Here is a 21,716-nt window from a genome sequence, read left to right on the forward strand (position 1 = left end):
AAATCAACGGTTTCATATCCAGGCACTGCCTGGCAGCATTTCTCCGAATGCGTGGATCAAAGTGTTCATAGGCCTGCTGGTCCTGGTGATGATCTTTTCCTTAGGAAGCGGCCGGGTGGACATCTCATTTGTCCAGACCCTGAAAATTCTGCTGTCCCCGGTGATTCCCCTGGCGCCAGATATATCCGACACCCTGTCTTCCGTGATTGTGGATGTGCGGCTCCCCCGGATTCTGGCCGGCATGATGGTGGGCGGGGCTTTGGCCGTTTCCGGGGCGTCCTTCCAGGGGGTGTTCCAGAATCCCCTGGTCAGCCCCCATATCCTGGGGGTGGCGGCCGGCGCCGGATTCGGGGCCGCCCTGGCCATTCTGCTGTTCGACAACATCTGGCTGATCCATCTCACCTCGTTTGTGTTCGGCCTGGCCGCCGTGGGCATGGCCTATGCCCTGTCCCGGGTGTACAAAATGACCCCCGTGCTGATGCTGGTGCTGTCCGGCATCGTGGTGGGATCTTTGTTTTCCGCATTGACCTCTTTTCTCAAATACATTGCCGATCCCATGAACAAGATGCCGGCCATCGTGTTCTGGCTGCTGGGATCCCTCAACCATGTGTCGTTCAGGGACATCCTGATCACGGCCCCCGTGTTCATCGTGTGCATTTCCGTGCTGCTCGCGATCCGGTGGCGCATCAACCTGCTGGCCATGGGGGATGAGGATGCCCGGACCCTGGGGGTCAACACCGAAGCCCTGAAACTGACCATCATTGTATGCGCCACCATTGCCACGGCATCGGCCGTGTGCATCAGCGGCATCATCGGGTGGATCGGCATCATGATTCCCCACATCGGACGGCTCATTGTGGGGCCGGACCATAAATTTCTGCTGCCCATCTCCCTTGTGATCGGGGCCGCCTACCTGGTGGCCGTGGATACCATCGCCCGGACCGCCTTGACCACGGAAATCCCCATCGGCATTCTCACCGCCATTTTCGGGGCCCCGGTGTTTGCCCTGCTGCTTCGAAAAACCCAGAAGGCCGTGTGAGGCATGCACGGCAGCGTTGACATCACGGGGCTTGCCTTCGGGTACACGGAATCGGAACCGATTTTTTCGGGCATCAACCTTTCCCTGGCACCGGGCCAGGTGTTCTGCCTGCTGGGACCCAACGGTTCCGGCAAATCCACGCTGCTCAAATGCATCATGCAGGTGCTCACCCCCAAAGCCGGCCGGGTGGCCGTGGACGGACAGGATCTGAACGGGTTGAGTGCCAGCCGGATCGCGTCAAAACTGGGATTTGTTCCCCAGTCCCTGGTGTCCGCGTTTCCCTTTACTGTGGCGGAAATCGTGATCATGGGCCGGGCGTCACAGATCCGCATGACCGCCTCGCCCTCCAAAAAAGACCGGGACCTGGCCATGGCAGCCCTGGAACGCATGGGAATCCAGCATCTGGCCCTGCGGCCCTGCCACCAGCTGTCCGGCGGGGAATGGCAGCAGGTGCTCATCGCCCGGGCCCTGACCCATTCCCCCCACGTACTGCTCCTGGATGAACCCTGCTCCCACCTGGATATCGGCAACCAGGTCAAGATCCTGGAGATTGTCAACCGCCTGGCCCAAGACGGCATCACCATTCTCATGGCCTCCCATTTTCCGGACCACGCTTTTTTGACGGCCCACCAGGTGGGGATCCTCAAAAACGGCCGGCTTCTGGCCCTGGGCAATCCCGATGACACCCTGTGCGAATCCGTGCTGTATGACACCTACGGGATCCATATCCGGGTGGTGACCATGGAAAAAAAGGTGAACCGGAAAATCTGTATCCCGGTGCTGCAAGAAATCAACCGCCCTGTCCCTGCCAAGGAGGTATCATGACCTGTCAGGCCAGTATCCGGCAATTGCTTTATCCGGCCGCCATTCATCCGCCCAGAATCCATTCCCCTGCCATCCGTATCGCTGATGCCGCACCCGGAGTTTTCCGCCGGTGTTTCCCGGCCTTGACCGCTGCGGTCTGCCTGGGGGCGTTTCTGGCGGCATGCCTGGTTCTGCCGGCATTTTTCCCGGCCCGGGCCGCTGCCACTCCGATTGAAGTGACCGATGCCGCAGGCATCTTTGTGACCCTTGACCAACCGGCGGCCCGGGTGGTGGTGATCGGGGCGGCCCCGTTCATTCCGCTGCACATGTTTTACATGTTTGACCAGGCAAGGGACCGGCTGGCGGGATTTGAAGTCCGGGGTCAGGTGACAGATGAATTCCTGGAACTGATCGACCCGGACCTGTCCCTGAAACAGACCCTGGCAGCCAATCCCGGCCCGGAGAGCGTGGCCGCCCTGGCACCGGACCTGGTGATCACCAAATCCACGGTGGAGGGACAGGCGGCCCGGACCCTGAAAGCCTTAGGCATTCCGGTAATGCATGTGGGGGCGGAAACTCCGGACATGTTTCTTTCCGATATCCGGAACCTGGGAAAAGTGCTCGGAGAGGAACGCCGGGCCGACACCATTGTGCAGTTTTACACGGACAATCTGGCACGGATTCAACAGGCCGTGACACCCGTACCTGACCCGTCCAGGCCCCGGGTCCTGGTCCTGGAATACAGCAACCGGGGCAGCAAACAGGCCCTGAACGTGCCGGCCCCGGGGTGGATCCAGACACAGCAGGCTGTTATTTCCGGCGGCAATCCTGTCTGGACAACCGGCACTTCCGTCCGAGACGGCTGGCAGATCACGGGATTCGAGCAGATCGCGGCCTGGGATCCGGAAAAAATTTTTCTCATTGTGTGGTACCAGCTCAAAGGCACTGACGTGCTGGATTCTTTGTACCAGGATCCCAAGTGGGCCTCTTTGTGCGCCGTGAAACAAGACGAACTCCACCTGTTCCCCCAGGACATTTTCGGATGGGATTCCGCCAGTCCCCGGTGGATTCTGGGGGCGTTGTGGATGGCAAAACAAACGTATCCGGACAGATTTGCAGACCTGGACATGTTTCGGACCGTTGCGGCATTTTATTCACAGATGTACGGCCTTACCCCCAAAACCATTGCCGCCCGGCTGATGCCGGACCCCCTGTGATGAATGAGTGAAAGATGAATACGTTGGAATGGGATGGATGAAATGGGGCAGATGAAAACGAAACGGCTGAAAATCAGGAAAACCGGTGTTGTCATGCTGGCGGCGGCCCTGTCGCTGCTGGCCGGTTCCGTGTTTCTGGGTCGGTTCCCCGCCCCCTATGTCACGGGCCTGTCTGATCTCATGACCCAGGACCTGGTGCAGCAGGTGGTCTGGCAGATCCGAATTCCCCGGATTTTGAGCGCCTTTGTCACGGGCATGGTGCTGGCGGCTTCCGGCATGGTGTTTCAGATGATTTTCCGCAACCCCATCGTGGATGCCGGATTTCTGGGCGTGTCCGGCGGGGCCGCCTTCGGGGCCTCTCTGGGCATTGTGCTGCTAGGGGGATCCGTGGCTGCTATCCAGGGCAGTGCAGCCCTGTTCGCAGTGCTGGGCCTGGGGTTTTCCTGGATCATGGCCGTGCGGATCCGGTTCGGGGACTGGATCCTGCGGCTGATCCTGGCCGGCATTGCCGTGTCCGCCCTGTTTGCCGCCGGCACGGGCCTGCTCAAATACCTGGCAGATCCGTTGCGGGAACTGCCGGAACTGACCTTCTGGCTTCTGGGCGGGCTGTGGGGCATCACCTGGACCGATACCCTCCAGACCCTGGCTGTGTGCATTCCCTGCCTGATCGTCATCTGGCTGTTCCGGTGGCGCCTGAATCTGTTGTCCATGCAGGATGAAACCATTTTTTCCCTGGTGGCGGATGCGTCCAGAGAACGGATTGTACTGCTGCTCACAGCGGTCATTGCCACATCCGCCGTGGTGTGCAAAGCCGGACAGGTGGGATGGGTGGGCCTGATCATCCCCCACATCGCCCGGCGCCTGGTGGGGTCCGACGCCCAGAAGGCCCTGCCGTGTTCACTGATGCTGGGAGGCATTTTTCTGCTGCTGTGCGACAATGCCTCCCGCACGCTGTTTTCCGGGGAAATTCCCCTGGGGATTCTGACCTCATTTATCGGGGCCGGACTGTTTTTGATCCTGTTGTTGACCCGCCCGATGCTGCTGGGGAGAAAGTGACATGACCGCAGCTGTTTCTCTCCAGAACCTGTGTTTTTCCTATGAAAAGGATCCCGTGATCTCCCACCTGGATCTCACGCTTTCCGCCGGCACCATCACGGCCGTGCTGGGGGCCAACGGCGTGGGAAAAACCACCCTGCTGCACCTGCTGCTCGGGTTGTTTGAACCGGACACCGGTGAGATCTTTTTTTTCGGCAGACCGGCTCGCAAATATTCCCGAACCCGGCGCAAGCAGCTCATGGGCATGGTATCCCAGAACGATACCCCGCCCTTTGACCTGCGGGTGGACGAATATGTGCTGCTCGGCCGGGCCCCCCACCTGGGCCTGCTGACCATTCCCGGCGACAAGGACCGGAGTGCTGCGGCAACAGCCCTTTCCACCGTGGGCATGACCCACATGGCCGGCCATGCCGTGACCCGGCTGAGCAGCGGGGAAAAACAGCTGGTGAACATGGCCCGGTCCCTGGCCCAGGAGCCGGACATCCTGCTGCTGGACGAGCCCTGCTCCCACCTGGACCTGATCAACTCCCGGCAGATGCTGGTATTGATGAAAACCATCGCAAATCAGGGCCGAACCGTGGTATTCACCACCCATGATCCCAATGCCGCCGCGGCTGTCGCGGACCAGGTCCTGCTCATGAAAAAAGGGGAACTGGTGGCGGCCGGCACGGTGGCACAGACACTGACCCGGGCGCAGCTCACCCGGACTTACGGGGGAGATGTGGAAGTGATTTCCACGAAAAAAGGGCCCTTTGTCAGGGCCGTATAAACATGAAACAAGCCAAAAAACCCGGATCTGAAACAGGATCCGGTTCACAGGAGACCCATGGAAAAATTGACCGACTGGATAAGATTGTGGAAAGAACTCTCAGAGATTCAATCCCGGGCATTTTCAAAAAAACAGCCTGACAAGGAAGACAGCTGGCGGGACAAAGCCAAAGATTACGACAAAAAAGTGGACCAGCGGTGGGCCAGACCGGATTCTTCCCGGCAGTTTCTCTTAGACAAGCTCATGGCCCACCCGGGATCGTCTCTTCTGGACATCGGGGCCGGCACGGGCAAATGGTCGGTGCTGGCCGCTCCCTATGCCGAAAAAATCACGGCCCTGGACCCTTCCAAAGCCATGCAGGCTGTGCTCAAAGAAAAGATCCATGAGATGAAGATCACCAATATCGACGTGTTTACCGGTGCGTGGCCTGAAGACGACCCGGGGCCCCATGATTTTATCCTGGCCTCCCATTCCATGTACGGGATTGCGGATTTTCCTTTGTTTGTGACCCGAATGTGTGACACCGCAAGAAAGTGCTGCATCCTGGTGATGCGGGCCCCGTTTGCCGACTCGCTCATGGCAAAGGCAGCAACGCACGTCTGGGGCCAGCCCTATGACAGCCCCAATTTCCAGATCGCCTACAACATCCTGCTGGGCATGGATATCTACCCGGATGTGATCATGGAAGCGGACGGGACCTGGCCGGCCTGGACCAGCGATTCCTTTGAAGCCGCCATGGCGGATATCAAAATCCGGCTGGACCTGGAAGACACGGCTGAGCATGATGTCTTTTTATGGGAACTGCTGGCCAGACACCTGACCCGGCAGCCGGACGGCAGTTATGTCTGGCCGGCAGGCAACCGGTCCGCATTGCTTTACTGGGACATCTGATGACACAGCGATCCTTTTTTTCCCGGTTCCTCAAGGTACTTTCCCTTGGCCTGTACCTGGGGGCCGGCCTTTTTCTGGCCGCCGGCATGAGCAGCTGCGGTCCGGCAACACCCGACCTTCCCATGCGCACCATCATTGACCAGCTGGGCAGGGAGGTGACCTTTCCGGCAAATCCGGAACGGATTGCGGCCCTGCACCATTTCGGGGGAAAAATCGTATACGCCCTGAACCGGCAGCACCTGCTGGTGGAAAAAAGCATCTACGGCATGGAGGCAAAGGCCTTGGCCGCCGTCGACCCGGCATTTGCCGCCCTTCCCGGGCTGATCCAGGGGCACGGCTACAATATCGAAGGCCTGGTGAGCCTGGCCCCCCAGGTGATTTTTTCCTATGCCTCCATGGACCGGTCTGAACTGGCCCAGTTTGAAAATGCCGGCATCCCCGTGGTGGCGGTCAGAGGCGAAACTTTTGAGGAAAGCTTTGAAGCGGTAAGGCTGATGGCGGATGTACTGGGATGCCCGGATGCGGGCCAGACCTACATCACGGCGTGCAAAGCGCTGCTGGACGAGGTGGCGGCCCGCCTGGAAAACAAGGTAGATACTCCGGTGCAGGTCCTGTTTGCCGGTCCGCGCAGCGTATATTCCGTGGCCACGGGCAATATGCTGCAGACCGGAATCCTGGCAAGGGCCGGGGCCCGGAATGTGGCCCAGGACCTGGAAGGGTTCTGGGCCGATGTGTCCCCGGAGCAGATCGCCCAATGGGATCCCCAGGTGATTTTTCTGGGGTCTTACCTGGATGTGTACGGCAAAGACAAAATTTTCACCCTTCCCCAGTTCCAGACCGTGAGCGCCATCAAAAACCGGCAGGTCTATACCTTTCCCTCCAACATCGGATGGTGGGACTATCCAGCCCCCCACTGTGTGCTCGGGGTGGTGTGGACGGCCAAAACCCTGTATCCGCACCTGTTTGAAGATCTGGACCTGACGCAGACAGCCAACGATTTCTATTCCCGGTTCATGGGATATTCCTTTGAAGATTTAGGAGGGCAGCTGCCGTGAAATGCCGGTGGGTCATCCTGGGCGCCGCTTTTGTCTTCGGCCTGTTTGCCTGCCTGTGTATCGGGCGGTATCCCATCCATCCGGCACAGGTGATCCGACTGCTCCTGGCCGGACTGGGCATGGACAGCGCCGCATCCGGGAGCCTGGCCGATCCCATGATGATTTTCTGGAACATCCGGGTGCCCCGGGTGCTCCTGGCCATGCTGGCCGGGGCCGGAATTTCAGCGGCCGGGGCCGTGTTCCAGGCCCTTTTCAGGAATCCCCTGGCCGCCCCCGATATCTTAGGGGTCACGGCCGGGGCCGGGTTCGGCGCGGCCCTGGCCATCATGTTTCTGGTGCCTGCCGCGCTGGTAATTCAGGCCAGCGCGTTTGTCTTCGGGATCACGGCCGTGACCCTGGCTTATATTCTGGCATCCTTGAGCCGGGACCGGTCCCCGTCCGTGCTGGTGATTTCCGGCATCGTGATTTCCGCCATGTTCCAGGCCGGGCTGTCTTTTATCATGTACCTGGCCAACCCTTACGACCAGCTGGCCCAGATCATCTTCTGGACCATGGGCAGTTTTCACACCGCATCCTGGGCCAAGATCCAGGCCACCCTGCCCGTGCTGGTGCCCGGCATCACCCTGCTGATTTTGTTTTCCTGGCGGCTGAACATCATGACCCAGGGAGAGGAAGATGCCCTGTCTTTAGGGATTCCGGTGATGCGCTGGCGGATCTTCTATGTGCTGGTCAGCACCCTGATGGTGGCCGCGGCCGTGGCAGCTGCCGGCACCGTGGCCTGGATCGGGCTGATCGTCCCGCACATCGCCCGGTATCTGGTGGGACCGGAGCACACCCGGCTGATTCCCATGAGCGCGTTTCTGGGCGGATTGTTTCTCATGGTCATGGACAGCGTGGCAAGAAGCGTCATGCTGTCGGAAATCCCCATCAGCATTGTCACCTCCATTTTTGGGGCCCCGTTTCTGGGATACCTGGTGATTCACGCGGGAAAGGCACGAATGTCCCATGACACTTGAGATTCAAAACCTTTCCGCCCGATACGGCAGCACACCGGTCATCTCCGGGATCCATATGACCGCTGATCCCGGCCGGATCTGCTCGGTCATGGGCCGGAACGGGTCCGGCAAAACCACGCTGCTCCGGTGCATCAACCATGTGCTGCCGCCGCTGAAAGGAAAGATCCGGATCATGGGGCAGGAGATCACCCGGATGGCCCGGCACCGAATCGCACAGATCATCAGTGTGGTCCCCCAGGGTAATTTTTCCCCGTTTTCCTTTTCCTGCCGGGACATGGTGCTGGTGGCGGGCGCCGCCAGGATCCGGGCCTGGGCCGCCCCGTCCAGAAAAGAGCAGGAACAGGCGCTTTCCGCCATGGCAGAGGTAGGGATCGATCACCTGGCAACCCAGGCATTCAATGCCATTTCCGGCGGGGAGCGCCAGCTGGTGATGCTGGCCCGGGCCCTGTTCCAGGAAACCCCCATCATGCTGCTGGACGAACCCACGGCCCACCTGGATTTCACCAACCAACACCGGATCATGGCCCTGATGCGCAAACTGGCCGCCAACCGGAAAATGACCGTGATCATCACCCTGCATGATCCCAATCTCACCTGCCATTACTGCGATGATGTGGTGCTGATTCACCAGGGCCGGGTGGCGGCCGCCGGAAAAACCGCCGATACCCTGACCGGTGACGTGCTGACACAGGTGCTGGGAGACAACATCCGCCTGGATGTCACCACCGGCGGGGTCCGGGTGGCGGTTCCCGCAAGCTTGGATCCCGCAACCGACCGGCCGGAGTATTCTTCGGTCAAACCTTTGACAACCCATCAGGAAAAGAGGGTCGTATGAAATGCCAATTTTGTGAACGAACATGTGATCTGACTAACGGCCGCAGCTTCTGCGGCATGTACATGGAAGAAAACGGGTGGGTCTTGGAGCGCTTTCCGGACCAGTGGTGCACCTACAATCCTTCCCGGATCGAGTCCGTGCCGTTTTACCATGCCTATCCCGGCTCCCGGTCCCTGATCATCGGCACGGCCGGGTGCAATTTCCGGTGCCGGTACTGTTCCAACGGGTTCATCGCGTGCAGGGATCCGGCCGATCTCCAGGAGGTGATGTATACCATTCCTGCCGACCGGCTGGTGGCCATGGCAAAGAAGATGGGATGCCACAACATCGTGTTCAACGTGAACGAGCCGGCCGTGTCCCTGCCCAGCCTGGAACGGGTCAGTCATTATGCCCGGAAAGAAGACATTCCCATGGGATGCCTGACCAACGGATATACCACGGAATCCGCCACCCGGATGATGATGGAGATCTTCTCGTTTGTGCACATCGGGCTCAAGGGGTTTTCCAATGCGTTTTACCGGGAGTTTGTGGGGATTCCGGACATGACCCCCATCCTGCGCAATATCCGGATGTTTGCCCAAACCTGCCATGTGGAGATCGCCTCTCCCGTGATCGAGGATGTCAATGACCATGAGCTGTTCGATATCGCCCAATTCATCCATGACATCCGGCCGGACATTCCCTGGCACGTGTTCCGGCTTCTGCCCGAGCACGATATGAAGGAATCGCTGTATCCCAACATCGACCGCATGGACCAGGCCCTGGAAACCTCCCGTAAACTGCTGCCCTATATCTATTTTCACAATTTCGTAGGCTCCAGGTGGGTGAACACTCAGTGCCCAAACTGCGGCCACACGGTGATCAAGCGGTTCAGCCTGGGCTGTTCCGGGGACCGGCTGGATGAATTCCTGGCCCCGGACAACACCTGCCCGGAATGCGGCACCCCTATCCCCATCCTGGGGACCCGGGTGGCCTGGAATGAAAAACAATCCGTATCATGGGAGGCCATATCATGAGCCTGGCAGTGATCGATGCAAGGGAATGGCAGAACCGGTTTGATCTGGAAACCGGGCAGCCCCGGAAAAGCGATGCACCCGTGGCAGAGATGGCGGCCGGGGTGCTGTCCCGGCACCCCTATCCCGGGGATGTGGATGAACAGGCCAACCAGTGGGTGACGGATACGGCCCTGGATCTTATCTCCCACTATGACCCGGACCTGGTGTGCCTGAGTTATGTGCAGCAGTTTTTTTCTGACCGGCATTTCAACCATTCGGAAACGGAACGGGAGCGCCTGTTTGCCGCTGCCATGGCAGAAGCCGACCGGTTTGTGGAACTAAGCGGATTTACCCCCGTGATCGTGGGCACCGGGAACATGATCCCCCTGGCCGGGGACATGGACCTGTCCGGCCTGGACGGCCTGGCCGTGTCCTCCAACTGGTCGGCCCGGTACTGCGGGATCCATCATCCCAGCCCCAGGGACATGGAATTTTTGAATTCCCTGGATACCCTGGAAAGGATCGTTCCCAGACAGGAATGGATCGATCTGTTCCAGGCAGCCCAGCCGGACCTGGAAATTCTCCAGGACCCCCGGCTGATGCCGGATTTTCTGGCCGTGGCCAGGGAGGGGCAGGCGTTCAAGACCATGGGCACCACCCTGCGCAAACCCGTCCATATCCCGGCCAACAATTTTCAGGTACCCGTGGTTTCCCCCTTTGGTCCAGTGACTGACCTGCGGGAGATCAAGCCCCTCATCCGCGCTCATCTATCCACCCATAAAATCGCTTTGATACTGGTGGAAGGGGTGGGGGAATCGTTTTTCCCCGAATCCCGTTATATGGTTCAAAACGGGGTGGACTGGTTCTGCTACGAGCCCGGGGATGCCTTCTACCTGACCCTGTCCACGGGCCGGCACCAGCCTTTTGCCTATCCGGCCGGATTCCGGTCATTCGACAAGGATGCCGATGCCATCAAATTTCCGTTCTCCGGGTATATGGATGCGGTTCCCGGCCACACCCTGGGCTTGAATTTTCCGGGGAAAAGCATTGCCGTGGGAAACCGGAGCATGTTCATGCACATGGCTTTCGGCGTGGACATCAGCATTGAGTGTTTTGCCAGAAACCTGTTCAACCAGGGGTGCATGGCCGTGGTGCACCGGGAAGACAAATGATGACAAAAATTAACCGAATATTCACAGGAGACCCCCATGTCCAACAACTTGCCTGACAATCCCTATACCAATGACCAGGATGACCGGGAAGCCGCCCGGATGATGGACAATATCACCCAAACCGTGTTTACCCCCATCTACCCGGTCATGGCCGAACAGATCGCATCCATCCACGGCATCACCACAGGCACCTGCATCGATCTGGGGTCCGGCCCGGCGGCCCTGTCCATCAGCCTGGCAAAGGTGACGGACCTGTTGATCCATGCCGTGGACAAATCTCCCCACAGCCATGCCATCGCCTGTGCCAACATCAGAGCGGCCGGCCTGGAACAACGGATCACGGCTGTCCAGTCCGATGTCTGCAACTTGCCGTTTGAAAACAATTTTGCCGATCTCATCGTCTCCCGGGGATCCATGTTTTTCTGGGAGGACCTCACCGGGGCATTCAACGAGATTTTCCGGGTGCTTGCGCCCGGGGGCAAAACCCATATCGGGGCCGGATTTGGAAACGAGGAGATCAAAAACCGGATTTTCCGCCAGATGGCTGAAAAAAACGATCAATGGGCTGAAAAAGTCCGGCAGCGCCGCAGCCCGGAAACCACCCGGCGGATCCTGGACCACCTGGACAGCTCCGATGCCAGCCGGTATACCCTGACCCAGTCCGAGATCGGGTTCTGGATTCACATACACAAGGACGTCCCGTCATGAAATGCAGCATCTGCGACATCCACTGCCAAATTCCGGAAGGGGGCTCCGGCCGGTGCCGGATGATGACCTGCCGGGACAACCGCATTATGGAGCACTATCCCCACAGCTATTCCACCCTGTTTCCCATCTCCATCGAAACCATGCCGGCCCTGCATTTCTACCCCAGGCACAAATTTTTGCAGGTGTCCACTATAGGGTGCAATTTCACGTGTCCTGGCTGCATCTCGGAAATCCTGACCATGGAATCAGATACCCTGGCGGGCGCCCTGCGCCGGATGCCCCCTGAAAAGGTGATCGATCTGGCCCAAAAGGAACAGTGCAAAGGGATCGCGTTCTGCATCAACGACCCGACCGTGTCTTTTTTCTCTTTTCTGGATTTGGCGCAAAAAGCCAGGGAAAAAGGGCTGCTGGTGGGTTTCTCCACCAACGGGTACATGAGTGACACTGCCCTGGCCGCCCTGATCCCGTATACCGATTTTGTGAACATCGGATTCAAGGGGGCCACGGACCCGGCCTACCGGTTCTGCGGGGTCCCGTCCTGCGCCCCGGTTTTCAGGAACCTTGAAACCCTGGCCGCCTCGGACATCCATGTGGAAGTGGCCGTGGTCCACCTCAAGGGACATGAAAACGAGGTCCGGCAAATTGCTGAATTCACTGCATCCCTGTCCCAGAACATCCCTTTCCAGGTGATGCGGTTTGTCCCGTTTGGGGAGGCGGACATCGCCCTGGAACCTACCATCAGGGAATCCCGGGCGCTGTGCCGGGACCTGGAAACCCATCTTTCTTATGTGTACCTGTTCAATGCCCCGGGCAGCGACCAGCTGGACACCCGTTGTCCTGACTGCGGAAGGACCGTGATCACCCGGGAGTTCTTCGGGCCCATGGGCGCCCGAATTGTAGACGTCCGCCCGGATGCCATGTGTGAATGCGGCACCCGGCCGGATATCACCGGCACCCTGGCATCCCAAAGATTTGATGAACAAGGATTTTTCGGCGGGTACCGGACGACCCGGGCCCTGGAAATGCTGCATGCCATCCTGGTCTGCATCGGTGCGGATGACCCTTCTTCCGTGTCCCGGCTGTGGCGGGACCTCATGGACACCCAGTACCTCAAGGCATTTCATGACCTGGTCCAGTTACCGGATGCCTATGGAGAGATCATTGACCGGCTGGCCGTCCCCACCGGGTGCACCAAGGCTGGAACCCTTCTCAGGCAGTTCATCGAAAAAACCCTGGCGGACATCCGGTCCAGAACCCGGGACGTGACCCGCCCAAAGGTCTATTACGCCATGGGCTATCCGTTGTTCGCCCTGAACGCGGAACGGTTTGAAACCCACCTGGTGGAGGCGGCCGGCGGCATTTGCGTCAACCGGCAGCTCACCCGTAAAGGCAAACCCGGTGTCACCATCACCCGGGAAGAACTCATGGCGTTCAATCCGGACATCATTTTTATCTCCGGATTTCTGTCCTGTCCCGTGTCTGATTTCCATGAATACTGTATCTCCCACGACATCCGGGTGAATGCAGTGATCCAACACAGAATTTATGACCATTTTCCTTTGTGGGACTTTGGCAGCCCCCGGTGGATCCTGGGATTGATGCACATTGCCAATATCCTGCATCCGGATATATTCTGCTTTGACATGGAAAAAGAAGCCGACCGGTTTTACCGGACCTTTTACAAGCACCCGTTTAACGCCCAGAAAGCCAACCGTTCCTTTTACCGGGTATGATACCGATGACTTCCATTTCTGACAAAAAATCGTTGCGCCGGACCGCCTGCCTGATTCTGATGCTGGGCGTCCTGGTTTTTGCACCGGCCGCATCCGCGGTCACGGATACCTGTCCGCCGTTTTATCTGCGGACCGATACCGGTGCGATCATCAACCCCATGACCGGCGAAAATGCGGACCAGCCCTTTTCCACCCGCCAGACCTGCGGGGCCTGCCATGATGTGGACACCATCTCCAAAGGCTACCATTTCATGATGGACTGGGACAAGGCCAGCGACACAAAGTTTGCCGGCACGGACACCCCCTGGCTGGTTTCCACGGGCCTGACTGGAAATCTCATCACCTACGGGTTTTTCCAGCTGGCCAAAAAGCACAACACCCATCCGGATCAGATCGATCTGAGTGCGTTTGATTTTGTGGCAAGGGTGCCGGAATCCAAAGGCGGATATCAGAAACCCGGGTGCGCCGGGTGCCATGCCGGCGGGGGCCTGCTGGAATTTGACCGGGACGGGCAGCGCTATGACCGCCGCCTGGCCGACAATCCGGAACTGGCCGGCACCCTGGACGGGGACTATTACCAGAGCCGCTGGGACAAAACCGGGGTGATCGAGCCGGACTGCTTTTTCTGCCACGGCAGCCGGTACCATATCCAGAAAAGGATCACCCAAATCAAGTACCTGAACTTCAAATGGGCCGGGGTGGCCGCCGCCGGTATCGGCCAGGTGCACGGCCGGGTCAGTGAAGGAGAGGTGCCTGAAGTGGTGTACAACAAGCGGCTGTTCAATGAGGACGGCACCTTTTATCTGCCGGACATGGTGTTCCGGCCGGAGGCAAAAAACTGCCTGATCTGCCATGAATCCATCGAGCTGGGCAAACGGGGGAACTCCTGGGCCGATCCCCTGAACCCGGATGTCCATCACCTGGCCGGACTCACCTGTATCGACTGCCATACCGGGGACATCCGCCACAATTTCGCCAAGGGCAATGCCATGGACAACCAGGTGGCCCCGGAACTGGACAATTCCATGCGTTCCTGCCGGGACTGCCATACCGAAGGGTACAGAGGCGCCACCCAGATGCGGCATGACACCATTCGAAAAGACCACCTGGACAAGCTGTCCTGCGAGGCCTGCCATATCCCGGTGCTGCACCGCACGGCCGGCGGCGCCATGTTCCTGAACACCGGGATGTTCGGCAAATACGGGCAGGGAGATACCCGCCGGTTCGGCACTCCTGATACCTGGAAACCCGCCTACATCATCCGGGCCAAAGACAAAGATGGGATCCCGAGGATCACCCCGGTGAACCCCATGCTCAATACGCTGTTCACCAACCTGGATGAGGACGGCATCTATTACCCGCTGTTTCTGTCCGAGGTGGAAACCGCTTATGAGCGGTGTAAAGATCAGATGAGTGACCGGGAAATCCCGTATGATTTTCACCGCAGAGACGACATTGTGACCATGCTGGAAACCCTGACAGAAACCCTGGCCGGAAACCAGCGGTTTTCTAAGGTGAATCCGGTATTTCACACGGGCGGTAACCTCTATTTTCTGGCAGCCGGCTCTGCGGACGAGACCGCACCGGCATCTGATACAAAATCCGGTTCTGTATCCGATTCCGGCCCGAAACCACAAGACAGAAGAGATCTGGTGGTCCAGCCGGACACCACCTGGGTCAGCCGGCTCCCGTTTTATTCCATCAGCCACAACGTGGCCCCGGCAAACCAGGCTTTGGGCAGCGGCGGGTGCACGGACTGCCATGCCAAAGATGCCCATATGTTCAGCGGGCCCGTGGTGATTGATTATTTCGGGGATGACGGCCGGCCGGTGACCGTGTCCACGGCCCGGTTCATGGGGCTGCCGGAGTCTGTTGAGCCGCTCAACTGCCTTTTTGGCCTGTTTCTGAAAACCCGCCCATGGGCCCTGGGGGCAGGGGTGCTGCTGATCCTGTTCGCTGGCATCCGGCTGCTGTTTGTCAGCCCGTCCAGACCCCATGACAAAGGTATCTCCAGGCTGACCGCCGCAGGCTTCTGTGTGTTCATCTGTTTTATCTTTGCCCACACCCTGCTGATCATGGATACCGGATTTTTACGGTCAGTGACCCAGACACTTGCGGCCATGGCGCCCTGGCTGGGGCCGTTGTCGGCACTCATTGCGGCGGCCGGGTATTTTTATCTGGTTCACACCCGGGTCCGAAACCAGGGGATCTCTGTTGGGTTCCACCTTTCCGGGGCCGGCGCGGTGATCACGGGCATGTTTTTATGGATACGCACGCCTTTCGACAGCAGTGTCCTGTTCCTGATTTCAGTGATCCATGGTATTTTTGCGGTTGCCACAACCGGACTGTTGGTATATTTTCTTTTCAAAACTTTCGACAAAGGACCGGGACAGACTCGGACAACCCAGGGCCATCAACGCAACAACCAAAGAGACCGGCATGAGTGATAAAAAAAAGACCCGCCGCCGCCCGGAAACCCGGCTGGGAAAAACCGCTGACCGCCCCTACTGGATCTGGATGACCTCCATTTTCATCCGGGCCCTCCACCAGGTGGGGGCGGCCGTGTTTCTGGCCGTGTTTCTGCTGCCCGGACGGCCGGACCTGCCCCGGATGTATCTGGTGCTGGTTGGTGTCACGGGTGTGCTGCTCATGACCACGGAAATGCTGCGCCACCGGCAGCTGCTCCGGGAACCGGCCGGCCTGACCACCCTGGTCAAGCTGGTGCTCATGGCAATGGCCATTCACGGATGGCTTCCGGTAGCTCCGGCCATGCTGACCGCCTTTGTGCTGGCCGCTTTTTTTGCCCATGCGCCCAAACATATCCGGCATCTGCGCTTGTTCTGACCGGCATTGAATCCGGCCGGGAAAAAAAGTATACTCCACGCAAACAATAATTTTTACGAGGTTCACATGTTAACTGTTTATGCGGCTGCCTGGTGTCCGCACTGCACAAAGACCGTCGAATTTTTAAAAAAGCACGGCATTGCATTCACCTATATGGAGATCGAAGACCAGCCCGAAGACGTCATTGAAAAAATCATCCAGGTCAACGGCGGAGACGACTGGGTCGTACCCACCCTGGCATACAACGGCAAATGGCGGGAAGGCCGGTTTTATAACGAACTGACGCTGCTCTCTGATCTGAGGGCCATAGGCGTGCCAATTTGATATAGACATTCAAACAATGCTGTTCGTCTCTGATTGACAAAAAACAACTTCCTGTCAGTTATCCGTCTTTTTCCTGAATGAGTTGATCAAATGCTCGGAGAAGCAATCGATGATTTCCGATGATTTCTTTTTAGTCCTGTGAAGAGCAATGTTAGAAACCGGCAATATTGGGAGACCCTCTTCAATGCCGGCAATTTTAAGGTCATCCGGCACATTGCTCTGAATGACGGGTGCAATGGCAAACCCTGCTTTGACCGCACTTAGAAGCCCGGAAATACTTCTGGTGACATATACGATCCTGTAATCGATTTCAGCCTTTTCCAGGGCCGCCACTGCCCAGGTTCTGAAAATGCAGTCCTCTTCAAAGGCGGCCAGAGAAAGGGGTTTGTGAGGCTGAATCACAAATCCCGGCGCCATCACCCATACCACGGGGTCGTGGGCAATGATCTGCCCGCCTTCACTGATCTGGGTGCAGATTCCGAGATCCAGGTCCCCTTTGTCCACGCTGTCTTTGATCACATCTGAATTTTCACAGCGCATCTTTACCGTCACATCGGGATAAGAACGGGAAAAACGGGCCAGCAGATCCGGGAGAACTCCGGCTGTGTAATGTTCAGGAGACCCAAAACGGATAATTCCTTCCAGGTTTGGTTTTGACAGGGCTGCCACAGCCTCGTCATGTTCCCTGATAATACGCATGGCATAGTTGATCAGGATATTCCCCTCACCGGTCAATTTAACGGTTTTGCCGATTCTGTGGAACAGCTTTTTACCCACCTCGGTTTCAAGCCGCTTGATCTGCATGCTGACCGCAGACTGGGACAGGTTGACCAGGGCACCGGTTTTTGTAAAGTTTTTTGCCTCAACCAGGGCGATAAAGGTTCTCAGGTAATCGATCTGCAAATTCATAATCATCATAATTTTTAATCGTTAATATCAAAACCATTCATTTGACAAATATTTTAACCATACATAAACTATCCGCCGACAACAACAGGTAATTGATGTATGGAGTAATTTAATTAAGGAGATTCAAATGAACGTCGTCATTTTAGAAGGAAGTGCCAGAAAGAAAGGAAACACCGCCAGAGTCCTGACCTGGGTGGAAGAAGAACTTCAGACGCTTGGTCATGACGTTGAGCGCATTTATCTGCATTCAAAAAATTTAAAAGGGTGCATGGGTTGCGGCAAGTGCAAGGAAAAATCTGAGCTCACAGGATGCATTCAAAAGGATGATATGCCTGACGTCTTGAAAAAAGTGGTTGGTTCACAATTGACCATTTTCAGCTCTCCACTTTATTTCTGGGGATTCTCAGCCCAAATAAAAGCGGTGATTGACCGGACATACAGTCTTTATGCCAATGCGAACCAGCCTGATCATGCTTCTCTGGTAGAAGGACAGCGCCAGGCACTGGTTGCCACGGGTGCCGGGGGATTTGATGAAAATGCAGAAGGCATGATCGATGCCTTCGGACGGATGCAGAAATACCATAAGGCGGTCAATGCGGGGACATTGTTTATCGGTTCCTGCACCACCCCCGATGCCATGGATGATGCCATTCGTCAGAAAGCGGTGGAATTTTGCAGGAAAATCGTGTCCTGACGTTGAGGTCAAAACCAGTGATTTTCTGACCCGTCAGCTGTGATTTCGACCTGGTCACTCACACCGACAATTTGTCCCACTTCAGCAGCCGGGCCACCACCAGGCCGGCAATGAACCCGGCCGCCAGGTTGGAGGCCAGGGTGATCCCCAGGATCAGGGTGGCGGTGAAATACTCCTTGCGGGTGTTGAGATCCATGACAGTCAGGGCCAGCTGGGATCCGGCAAACACCAGCAGAACTCCCAGAATAGACATAGGCAGCAGATTCAGTACATTGATGATATGGCTGCCCAAAAGGATGGCCATGAGGGCAAACACCATCCCGATGATCAGGTTAGAACCGGCGGTGCGGGCCCCGAACCGGTAATGGGCGGCCAGCCCCCCCGGCCCCGTGGCACATGGGCATGCCCCCCACAAAAAAACTGAAAAAATTGGCCAGGGCCATGCTCACGCTGACCCGCCGGTTGTTAACCTTTGCCGACTGTTCCCTGAAATATTCCTTTGACAGATCCGTGTAAGCCAGAACCGCATTGCCCAGGGTCATGGGCAGCTGGGGCAGCACAAGGGCGAACAGGGCAAATATGAAATCCACTTTTCCCGGAAGCCCGGCCGGCAGCCATTCCGGCAGATTCATGCCGATATCGTTGAATCCGATGTCCAATCTCGCCCCCAGAATCAGACCCATGGCCCCACCGCCTGCCACCACCACCAGTCCGGCCGGAAACCGCCGGCTGTCCAGAAGCAGCAGGGTGATCACCGCGCCAATGCACCCGATCACCAGGCTGATGGGCAAAGGCCCTAAAATCTGAAAGGCCAGGTACGGTTCCACAGCATTTTCCATGATCTGAAACGTGGAGGTGCCCATCATGAATTTGATCCCTCCGGACATGAGCAGTGCCCCGGTGGACAGCTGAACCCCCCGGATCACAGGTTTAGGGGTAATTTTAGCGATCAGGTCAATCGCTCCGGTAAGTCCCGCGATGAGCAGAAAAATCCCCATGAGCAGGCAGGAGGCCAGAATCTGCTCCGGGGCCATGGCCGTGGCAATGGCATAGGCCCCGATGACCTTCATGGGCTGCACGGGCACGGTCAGGCCGAAATACAGTCCCGACAGGATGTAAAAAACACCGATTCCCAGAAACACGCCCGTGGGGCTCAGCCCGTTGAGCAGCACCATGGCGATGGCAATGGGCAGCAGCGTGCCCAGATCCCCCAGGGATCCGGCCACTTCCATCCGGTTGAACACGATTTGCTGATTCATTGATTTCCTTTTCAGATCTAACCGTTGAAAACCCCATATTTTTCGCCTTAGTATCACACCTGTTGCTGCGGATAAAGCAAAAAAAAATGCTTTATCCTCTGAATAGGATCGTCAGGACGATGAAAAAAACCACAGAAAGCACATTTATTTTGACATTTGCCCCCCCCATGATATTTTAACTAACTGAACATAAGACATAATATTAATACAAATGATACAGGTAGGGTCATGGTCAAGTCAGCAGTTCGGGTAATGGAAATTCTGGAGACAGTGTGCGGTCATAAAGAAGGACTGAACCAAAAGGAGATCTCAGACCGTCTCAACATTCCAAAAAGCAGCCTTTCATCCATTCTGACCGATATGACTAACCGGGAATACCTGCTGCAGGACAGGCTGACCAAGCGATTTGTGCTGGGCCCCCAGGTGCTGATCCTTGCCGGCGGATATCTGGACAACCAGGATGTGGTGGGACAGGGCCGTCCCATGATCAGTTGCCTCAGCCGTGAAACCGGTGAATCCGGGGCACTGGCCATACCGGTCGGCCTGGAAGCCCTGCTGGTCTACAAAGAAGACTGTATTCAACCGATCATGCCCTCCACTCAGATCGGCACCCGGTTTCCCTTATACGCTTCAGCGGTGGGAAAAGCCCTGCTGGCATATTATTCAGACCATGAGATCGATCAATATCTTCAGTCCGTCCCGCTCACACCTGTGACCCGTCAAACAGTCACTGACCGGAGCCATCTGCTGGCTGAATTGAAACAGATCCGAAAAATCGGCCTGGCCTATAACCGGGACGGTTACCGGGAAGGGATCACCGCCATTGCCGCACCGGTTTTCAACCATAATGGCCGTGCAGTTGCCTCCATATCCATTTCCGTGCTCACTGCCAGCCTCACGCCGGAAAAAGAAAATCGATACGAAACGATTTTAAAGCAAATCACGGCACAATTTTCAAAACTGCTGGGACATAACCCAAAAAACCACTTACTAATATAAAATTATTCATATATTTCAGTAATTTATACTAAAAAAATTATTTCTCACTGAATCGTCTATTTTTCTATTGACAAATCAATACTTTTCTGTTTAATTCATATATACAAACTTAGTTCTCATACATGAATTACGTCGCCATTTATATGAGCACTGAGCCAAGAAGAAAAGGACAACACCGAAATGATCTGAAAACCAACAATCAATGGGAGGAATTATGGTTGCAAGCAATTTTCAAAAAAAAGCATTTTTCTGGGGAAAATTGATTTTTCTAAGTGCACTGGTCATGCTCTTGGTACATAACTCTGCGGTTGCGAAAGAAACGATAATCAAAATCGGTGTCGTCGGGCCGCTGACCGGTCAGTTCGCCGCTGTCGGACAGAGCCAGCTCAACGGCGCTGAAATGAAGGCAAACGAGATCAATGCAGCACCTGGAGAATATACGATTGAGCTGATCAGTGAGGATGATGCCAGCAAGTGCGATCAATCTGTCAACGCCACGGTTAAACTCATCACCAGGGAACGGGCGGTTTCCATCATCGGGGCCTGCAACAGCCCCTGCGCCTTAGCCATGGTGCCCATTACCCAGAGATACCAGGTCCCCCAGTTCACCTTCGGTGTCGGGACCGCCATTACTAAACAGGGATCTGACTGGATATTTCGTGTGGCCGTAGGCGCACCGGGACAGACTCAGGCCCTGGCCGACTATGCCGTCAACACGCTGGGGCATGACAAAATCGCGGTACTGTATTCAGATGACGAGTATGGCGCTTCCATGGCGGAAAATTTCAAAGCCGCTCTGGAAAAAATGGATCAGCAGCCGGCTGCCTATGAAAGCTACCCCCGCTCGGACAAGGACTTTTCCGGACAGTTGACCTCGGTGAAAAAATCCGAAGCCACCTGCCTGTATGCCACCGGCAGTTACGCCGCTTCCGCCCTCATTGCCAAACAGGCGAAACAGCTGGGACTGTCACTCCAGCTCATAGGTGATACCGGCAATGCCACTCCCAAATATATCGAACTGGGTGGTGAAGCCGTGGAAGGCGCAGTGATTGTGGAACCGTTCACCCCTGCGGACCCGGATCCGGCCATTCAGGTTTTTGTAGAAAAATACAAATCACAGTACCAGCAGGATCCGGACGGCTGGGTAGCGGAGATGTACGATACCGTCGGCATGATCCATGAGGCAGTGGTGAAAACCGGAAAAATCGATCCCAAATCCATTCAGAACTACCTGGCAGGACTGACGTCTGAAAGCGCGTATTCCGGTATTCTGGGAGACTGGTATTTCGGCCCGGAAGGAAACGCCAACTTCGACCTTTACAAGGTACAGATCAAAGACGGAAAAAAAGTGATCCTGGAACGGTAAACCACCCATCAGCCAACAGATGATCTGCCGG

Annotated in this window: 22 protein-coding genes; 19 read left to right on the forward strand and 3 right to left on the reverse strand. The window is 56.8% G+C overall.

Going from position 1 to position 21,716, the window contains the following annotated elements:
* Positions 1-61 precede the first annotated feature (61 nt).
* From K365_RS0121250 to K365_RS0121325, 16 genes are all read left to right on the forward strand, one after another.
* On the forward strand, positions 62-1,039 hold the full coding sequence (locus tag K365_RS0121250) for a FecCD family ABC transporter permease (protein WP_024336206.1): 978 nt from the start codon (positions 62-64) through the stop codon (positions 1,037-1,039).
* Positions 1,040-1,042: 3 nt separating this feature from the next.
* The gene (locus K365_RS0121255; RefSeq protein ID WP_024336207.1) at positions 1,043-1,864 is read left to right on the forward strand and encodes an ABC transporter ATP-binding protein; all 822 of its coding nucleotides are present in this window, start codon (positions 1,043-1,045) and stop codon (positions 1,862-1,864) included.
* The gene (locus K365_RS0121260) at positions 1,861-3,060 is read left to right on the forward strand and encodes an ABC transporter substrate-binding protein (protein WP_024336208.1); all 1,200 of its coding nucleotides are present in this window, start codon (positions 1,861-1,863) and stop codon (positions 3,058-3,060) included. The genes K365_RS0121255 and K365_RS0121260 overlap by 4 nt, the downstream gene beginning before the upstream one ends.
* 51 nt (positions 3,061-3,111) lie before the next feature.
* Entirely contained in the window at positions 3,112-4,116 is a 1,005-nt protein-coding gene (locus K365_RS0121265; RefSeq protein WP_245569231.1) for a FecCD family ABC transporter permease, read from the forward strand.
* Position 4,117: 1 nt separating this feature from the next.
* Positions 4,118-4,885, forward strand: a complete 768-nt coding sequence (locus K365_RS0121270) for an ABC transporter ATP-binding protein (RefSeq protein WP_024336210.1) — start codon at positions 4,118-4,120, stop codon at positions 4,883-4,885.
* A gap of 57 nt (positions 4,886-4,942) precedes the next feature.
* Complete coding sequence (locus K365_RS0121275; RefSeq protein ID WP_024336211.1) at positions 4,943-5,776, forward strand: class I SAM-dependent methyltransferase; 834 nt, start codon at positions 4,943-4,945, stop codon at positions 5,774-5,776.
* Positions 5,776-6,831, forward strand: coding sequence for an ABC transporter substrate-binding protein (locus tag K365_RS0121280; RefSeq protein WP_024336212.1), 1,056 nt, complete (start codon positions 5,776-5,778; stop codon positions 6,829-6,831). Before K365_RS0121275 ends, K365_RS0121280 begins: the two co-directional genes overlap by 1 nt.
* Positions 6,828-7,847 (forward strand): FecCD family ABC transporter permease, encoded by a 1,020-nt coding sequence (locus K365_RS0121285; RefSeq protein WP_024336213.1) that lies wholly within the window; start codon positions 6,828-6,830, stop codon positions 7,845-7,847. Before K365_RS0121280 ends, K365_RS0121285 begins: the two co-directional genes overlap by 4 nt.
* Complete coding sequence (locus tag K365_RS0121290) at positions 7,837-8,682, forward strand: ABC transporter ATP-binding protein (RefSeq protein ID WP_024336214.1); 846 nt, start codon at positions 7,837-7,839, stop codon at positions 8,680-8,682. The genes K365_RS0121285 and K365_RS0121290 overlap by 11 nt, the downstream gene beginning before the upstream one ends.
* The gene (locus tag K365_RS0121295) at positions 8,679-9,698 is read left to right on the forward strand and encodes a radical SAM protein (protein ID WP_024336215.1); all 1,020 of its coding nucleotides are present in this window, start codon (positions 8,679-8,681) and stop codon (positions 9,696-9,698) included. Before K365_RS0121290 ends, K365_RS0121295 begins: the two co-directional genes overlap by 4 nt.
* On the forward strand, positions 9,695-10,849 hold the full coding sequence (locus K365_RS0121300) for a hypothetical protein (protein ID WP_024336216.1): 1,155 nt from the start codon (positions 9,695-9,697) through the stop codon (positions 10,847-10,849). Before K365_RS0121295 ends, K365_RS0121300 begins: the two co-directional genes overlap by 4 nt.
* Before the next feature lie 36 nt (positions 10,850-10,885).
* Entirely contained in the window at positions 10,886-11,557 is a 672-nt protein-coding gene (locus tag K365_RS0121305) for a class I SAM-dependent methyltransferase (RefSeq protein ID WP_024336217.1), read from the forward strand.
* Positions 11,554-13,290, forward strand: a complete 1,737-nt coding sequence (locus tag K365_RS0121310) for a radical SAM protein (RefSeq protein WP_024336218.1) — start codon at positions 11,554-11,556, stop codon at positions 13,288-13,290. Before K365_RS0121305 ends, K365_RS0121310 begins: the two co-directional genes overlap by 4 nt.
* A 5-nt stretch (positions 13,291-13,295) precedes the next feature.
* Positions 13,296-15,737: a multiheme c-type cytochrome gene (locus K365_RS0121315; RefSeq protein ID WP_024336219.1), complete on the forward strand. Its 2,442-nt coding sequence runs from the start codon at positions 13,296-13,298 to the stop codon at positions 15,735-15,737.
* Entirely contained in the window at positions 15,730-16,134 is a 405-nt protein-coding gene (locus K365_RS0121320; protein WP_024336220.1) for a hypothetical protein, read from the forward strand. The genes K365_RS0121315 and K365_RS0121320 overlap by 8 nt, the downstream gene beginning before the upstream one ends.
* 66 nt (positions 16,135-16,200) lie before the next feature.
* Positions 16,201-16,458, forward strand: coding sequence for a glutaredoxin family protein (locus K365_RS0121325; RefSeq protein WP_024336221.1), 258 nt, complete (start codon positions 16,201-16,203; stop codon positions 16,456-16,458).
* Between the two features lie 54 nt (positions 16,459-16,512).
* On the opposite strand, the gene K365_RS0121330 is transcribed toward K365_RS0121325, so the two are convergent.
* Positions 16,513-17,367 carry a LysR substrate-binding domain-containing protein gene (locus K365_RS0121330; RefSeq protein ID WP_029725671.1) on the reverse strand — a complete coding sequence of 285 codons (855 nt, stop codon included), beginning with the start codon at positions 17,365-17,367 and terminating at the stop codon, positions 16,513-16,515.
* Between the two features lie 127 nt (positions 17,368-17,494).
* Between K365_RS0121330 and K365_RS0121335 the strand changes: the two genes are divergently transcribed.
* Complete coding sequence (locus K365_RS0121335) at positions 17,495-18,061, forward strand: flavodoxin family protein (protein WP_024336223.1); 567 nt, start codon at positions 17,495-17,497, stop codon at positions 18,059-18,061.
* Positions 18,062-18,119: 58 nt separating this feature from the next.
* Here the strand turns inward: K365_RS0121335 and K365_RS28905 are convergent, their stop codons facing one another.
* Together K365_RS28905 and K365_RS26075 are read right to left on the reverse strand one after the other, a co-directional pair.
* The gene (locus K365_RS28905) at positions 18,120-18,380 is read right to left on the reverse strand and encodes a hypothetical protein (protein WP_353740167.1); all 261 of its coding nucleotides are present in this window, start codon (positions 18,378-18,380) and stop codon (positions 18,120-18,122) included.
* Between the two features lie 13 nt (positions 18,381-18,393).
* The gene (locus K365_RS26075) at positions 18,394-19,320 is read right to left on the reverse strand and encodes a molybdate transporter family protein (RefSeq protein ID WP_245569233.1); all 927 of its coding nucleotides are present in this window, start codon (positions 19,318-19,320) and stop codon (positions 18,394-18,396) included.
* A gap of 228 nt (positions 19,321-19,548) precedes the next feature.
* Here K365_RS26075 and K365_RS0121345 point away from each other — a divergent pair, with 228 nt between their 5' ends.
* Together K365_RS0121345 and K365_RS0121350 are read left to right on the forward strand one after the other, a co-directional pair.
* On the forward strand, positions 19,549-20,319 hold the full coding sequence (locus K365_RS0121345) for an IclR family transcriptional regulator (protein ID WP_084489956.1): 771 nt from the start codon (positions 19,549-19,551) through the stop codon (positions 20,317-20,319).
* A gap of 214 nt (positions 20,320-20,533) precedes the next feature.
* Entirely contained in the window at positions 20,534-21,685 is a 1,152-nt protein-coding gene (locus K365_RS0121350) for an ABC transporter substrate-binding protein (RefSeq protein WP_024336225.1), read from the forward strand.
* The last annotated feature ends 31 nt before the right edge of the window (positions 21,686-21,716 follow it).

Source organism: Desulfotignum balticum DSM 7044 (assembly GCF_000421285.1).
In the GTDB taxonomy this organism is placed as follows: domain Bacteria; phylum Desulfobacterota; class Desulfobacteria; order Desulfobacterales; family Desulfobacteraceae; genus Desulfotignum; species Desulfotignum balticum.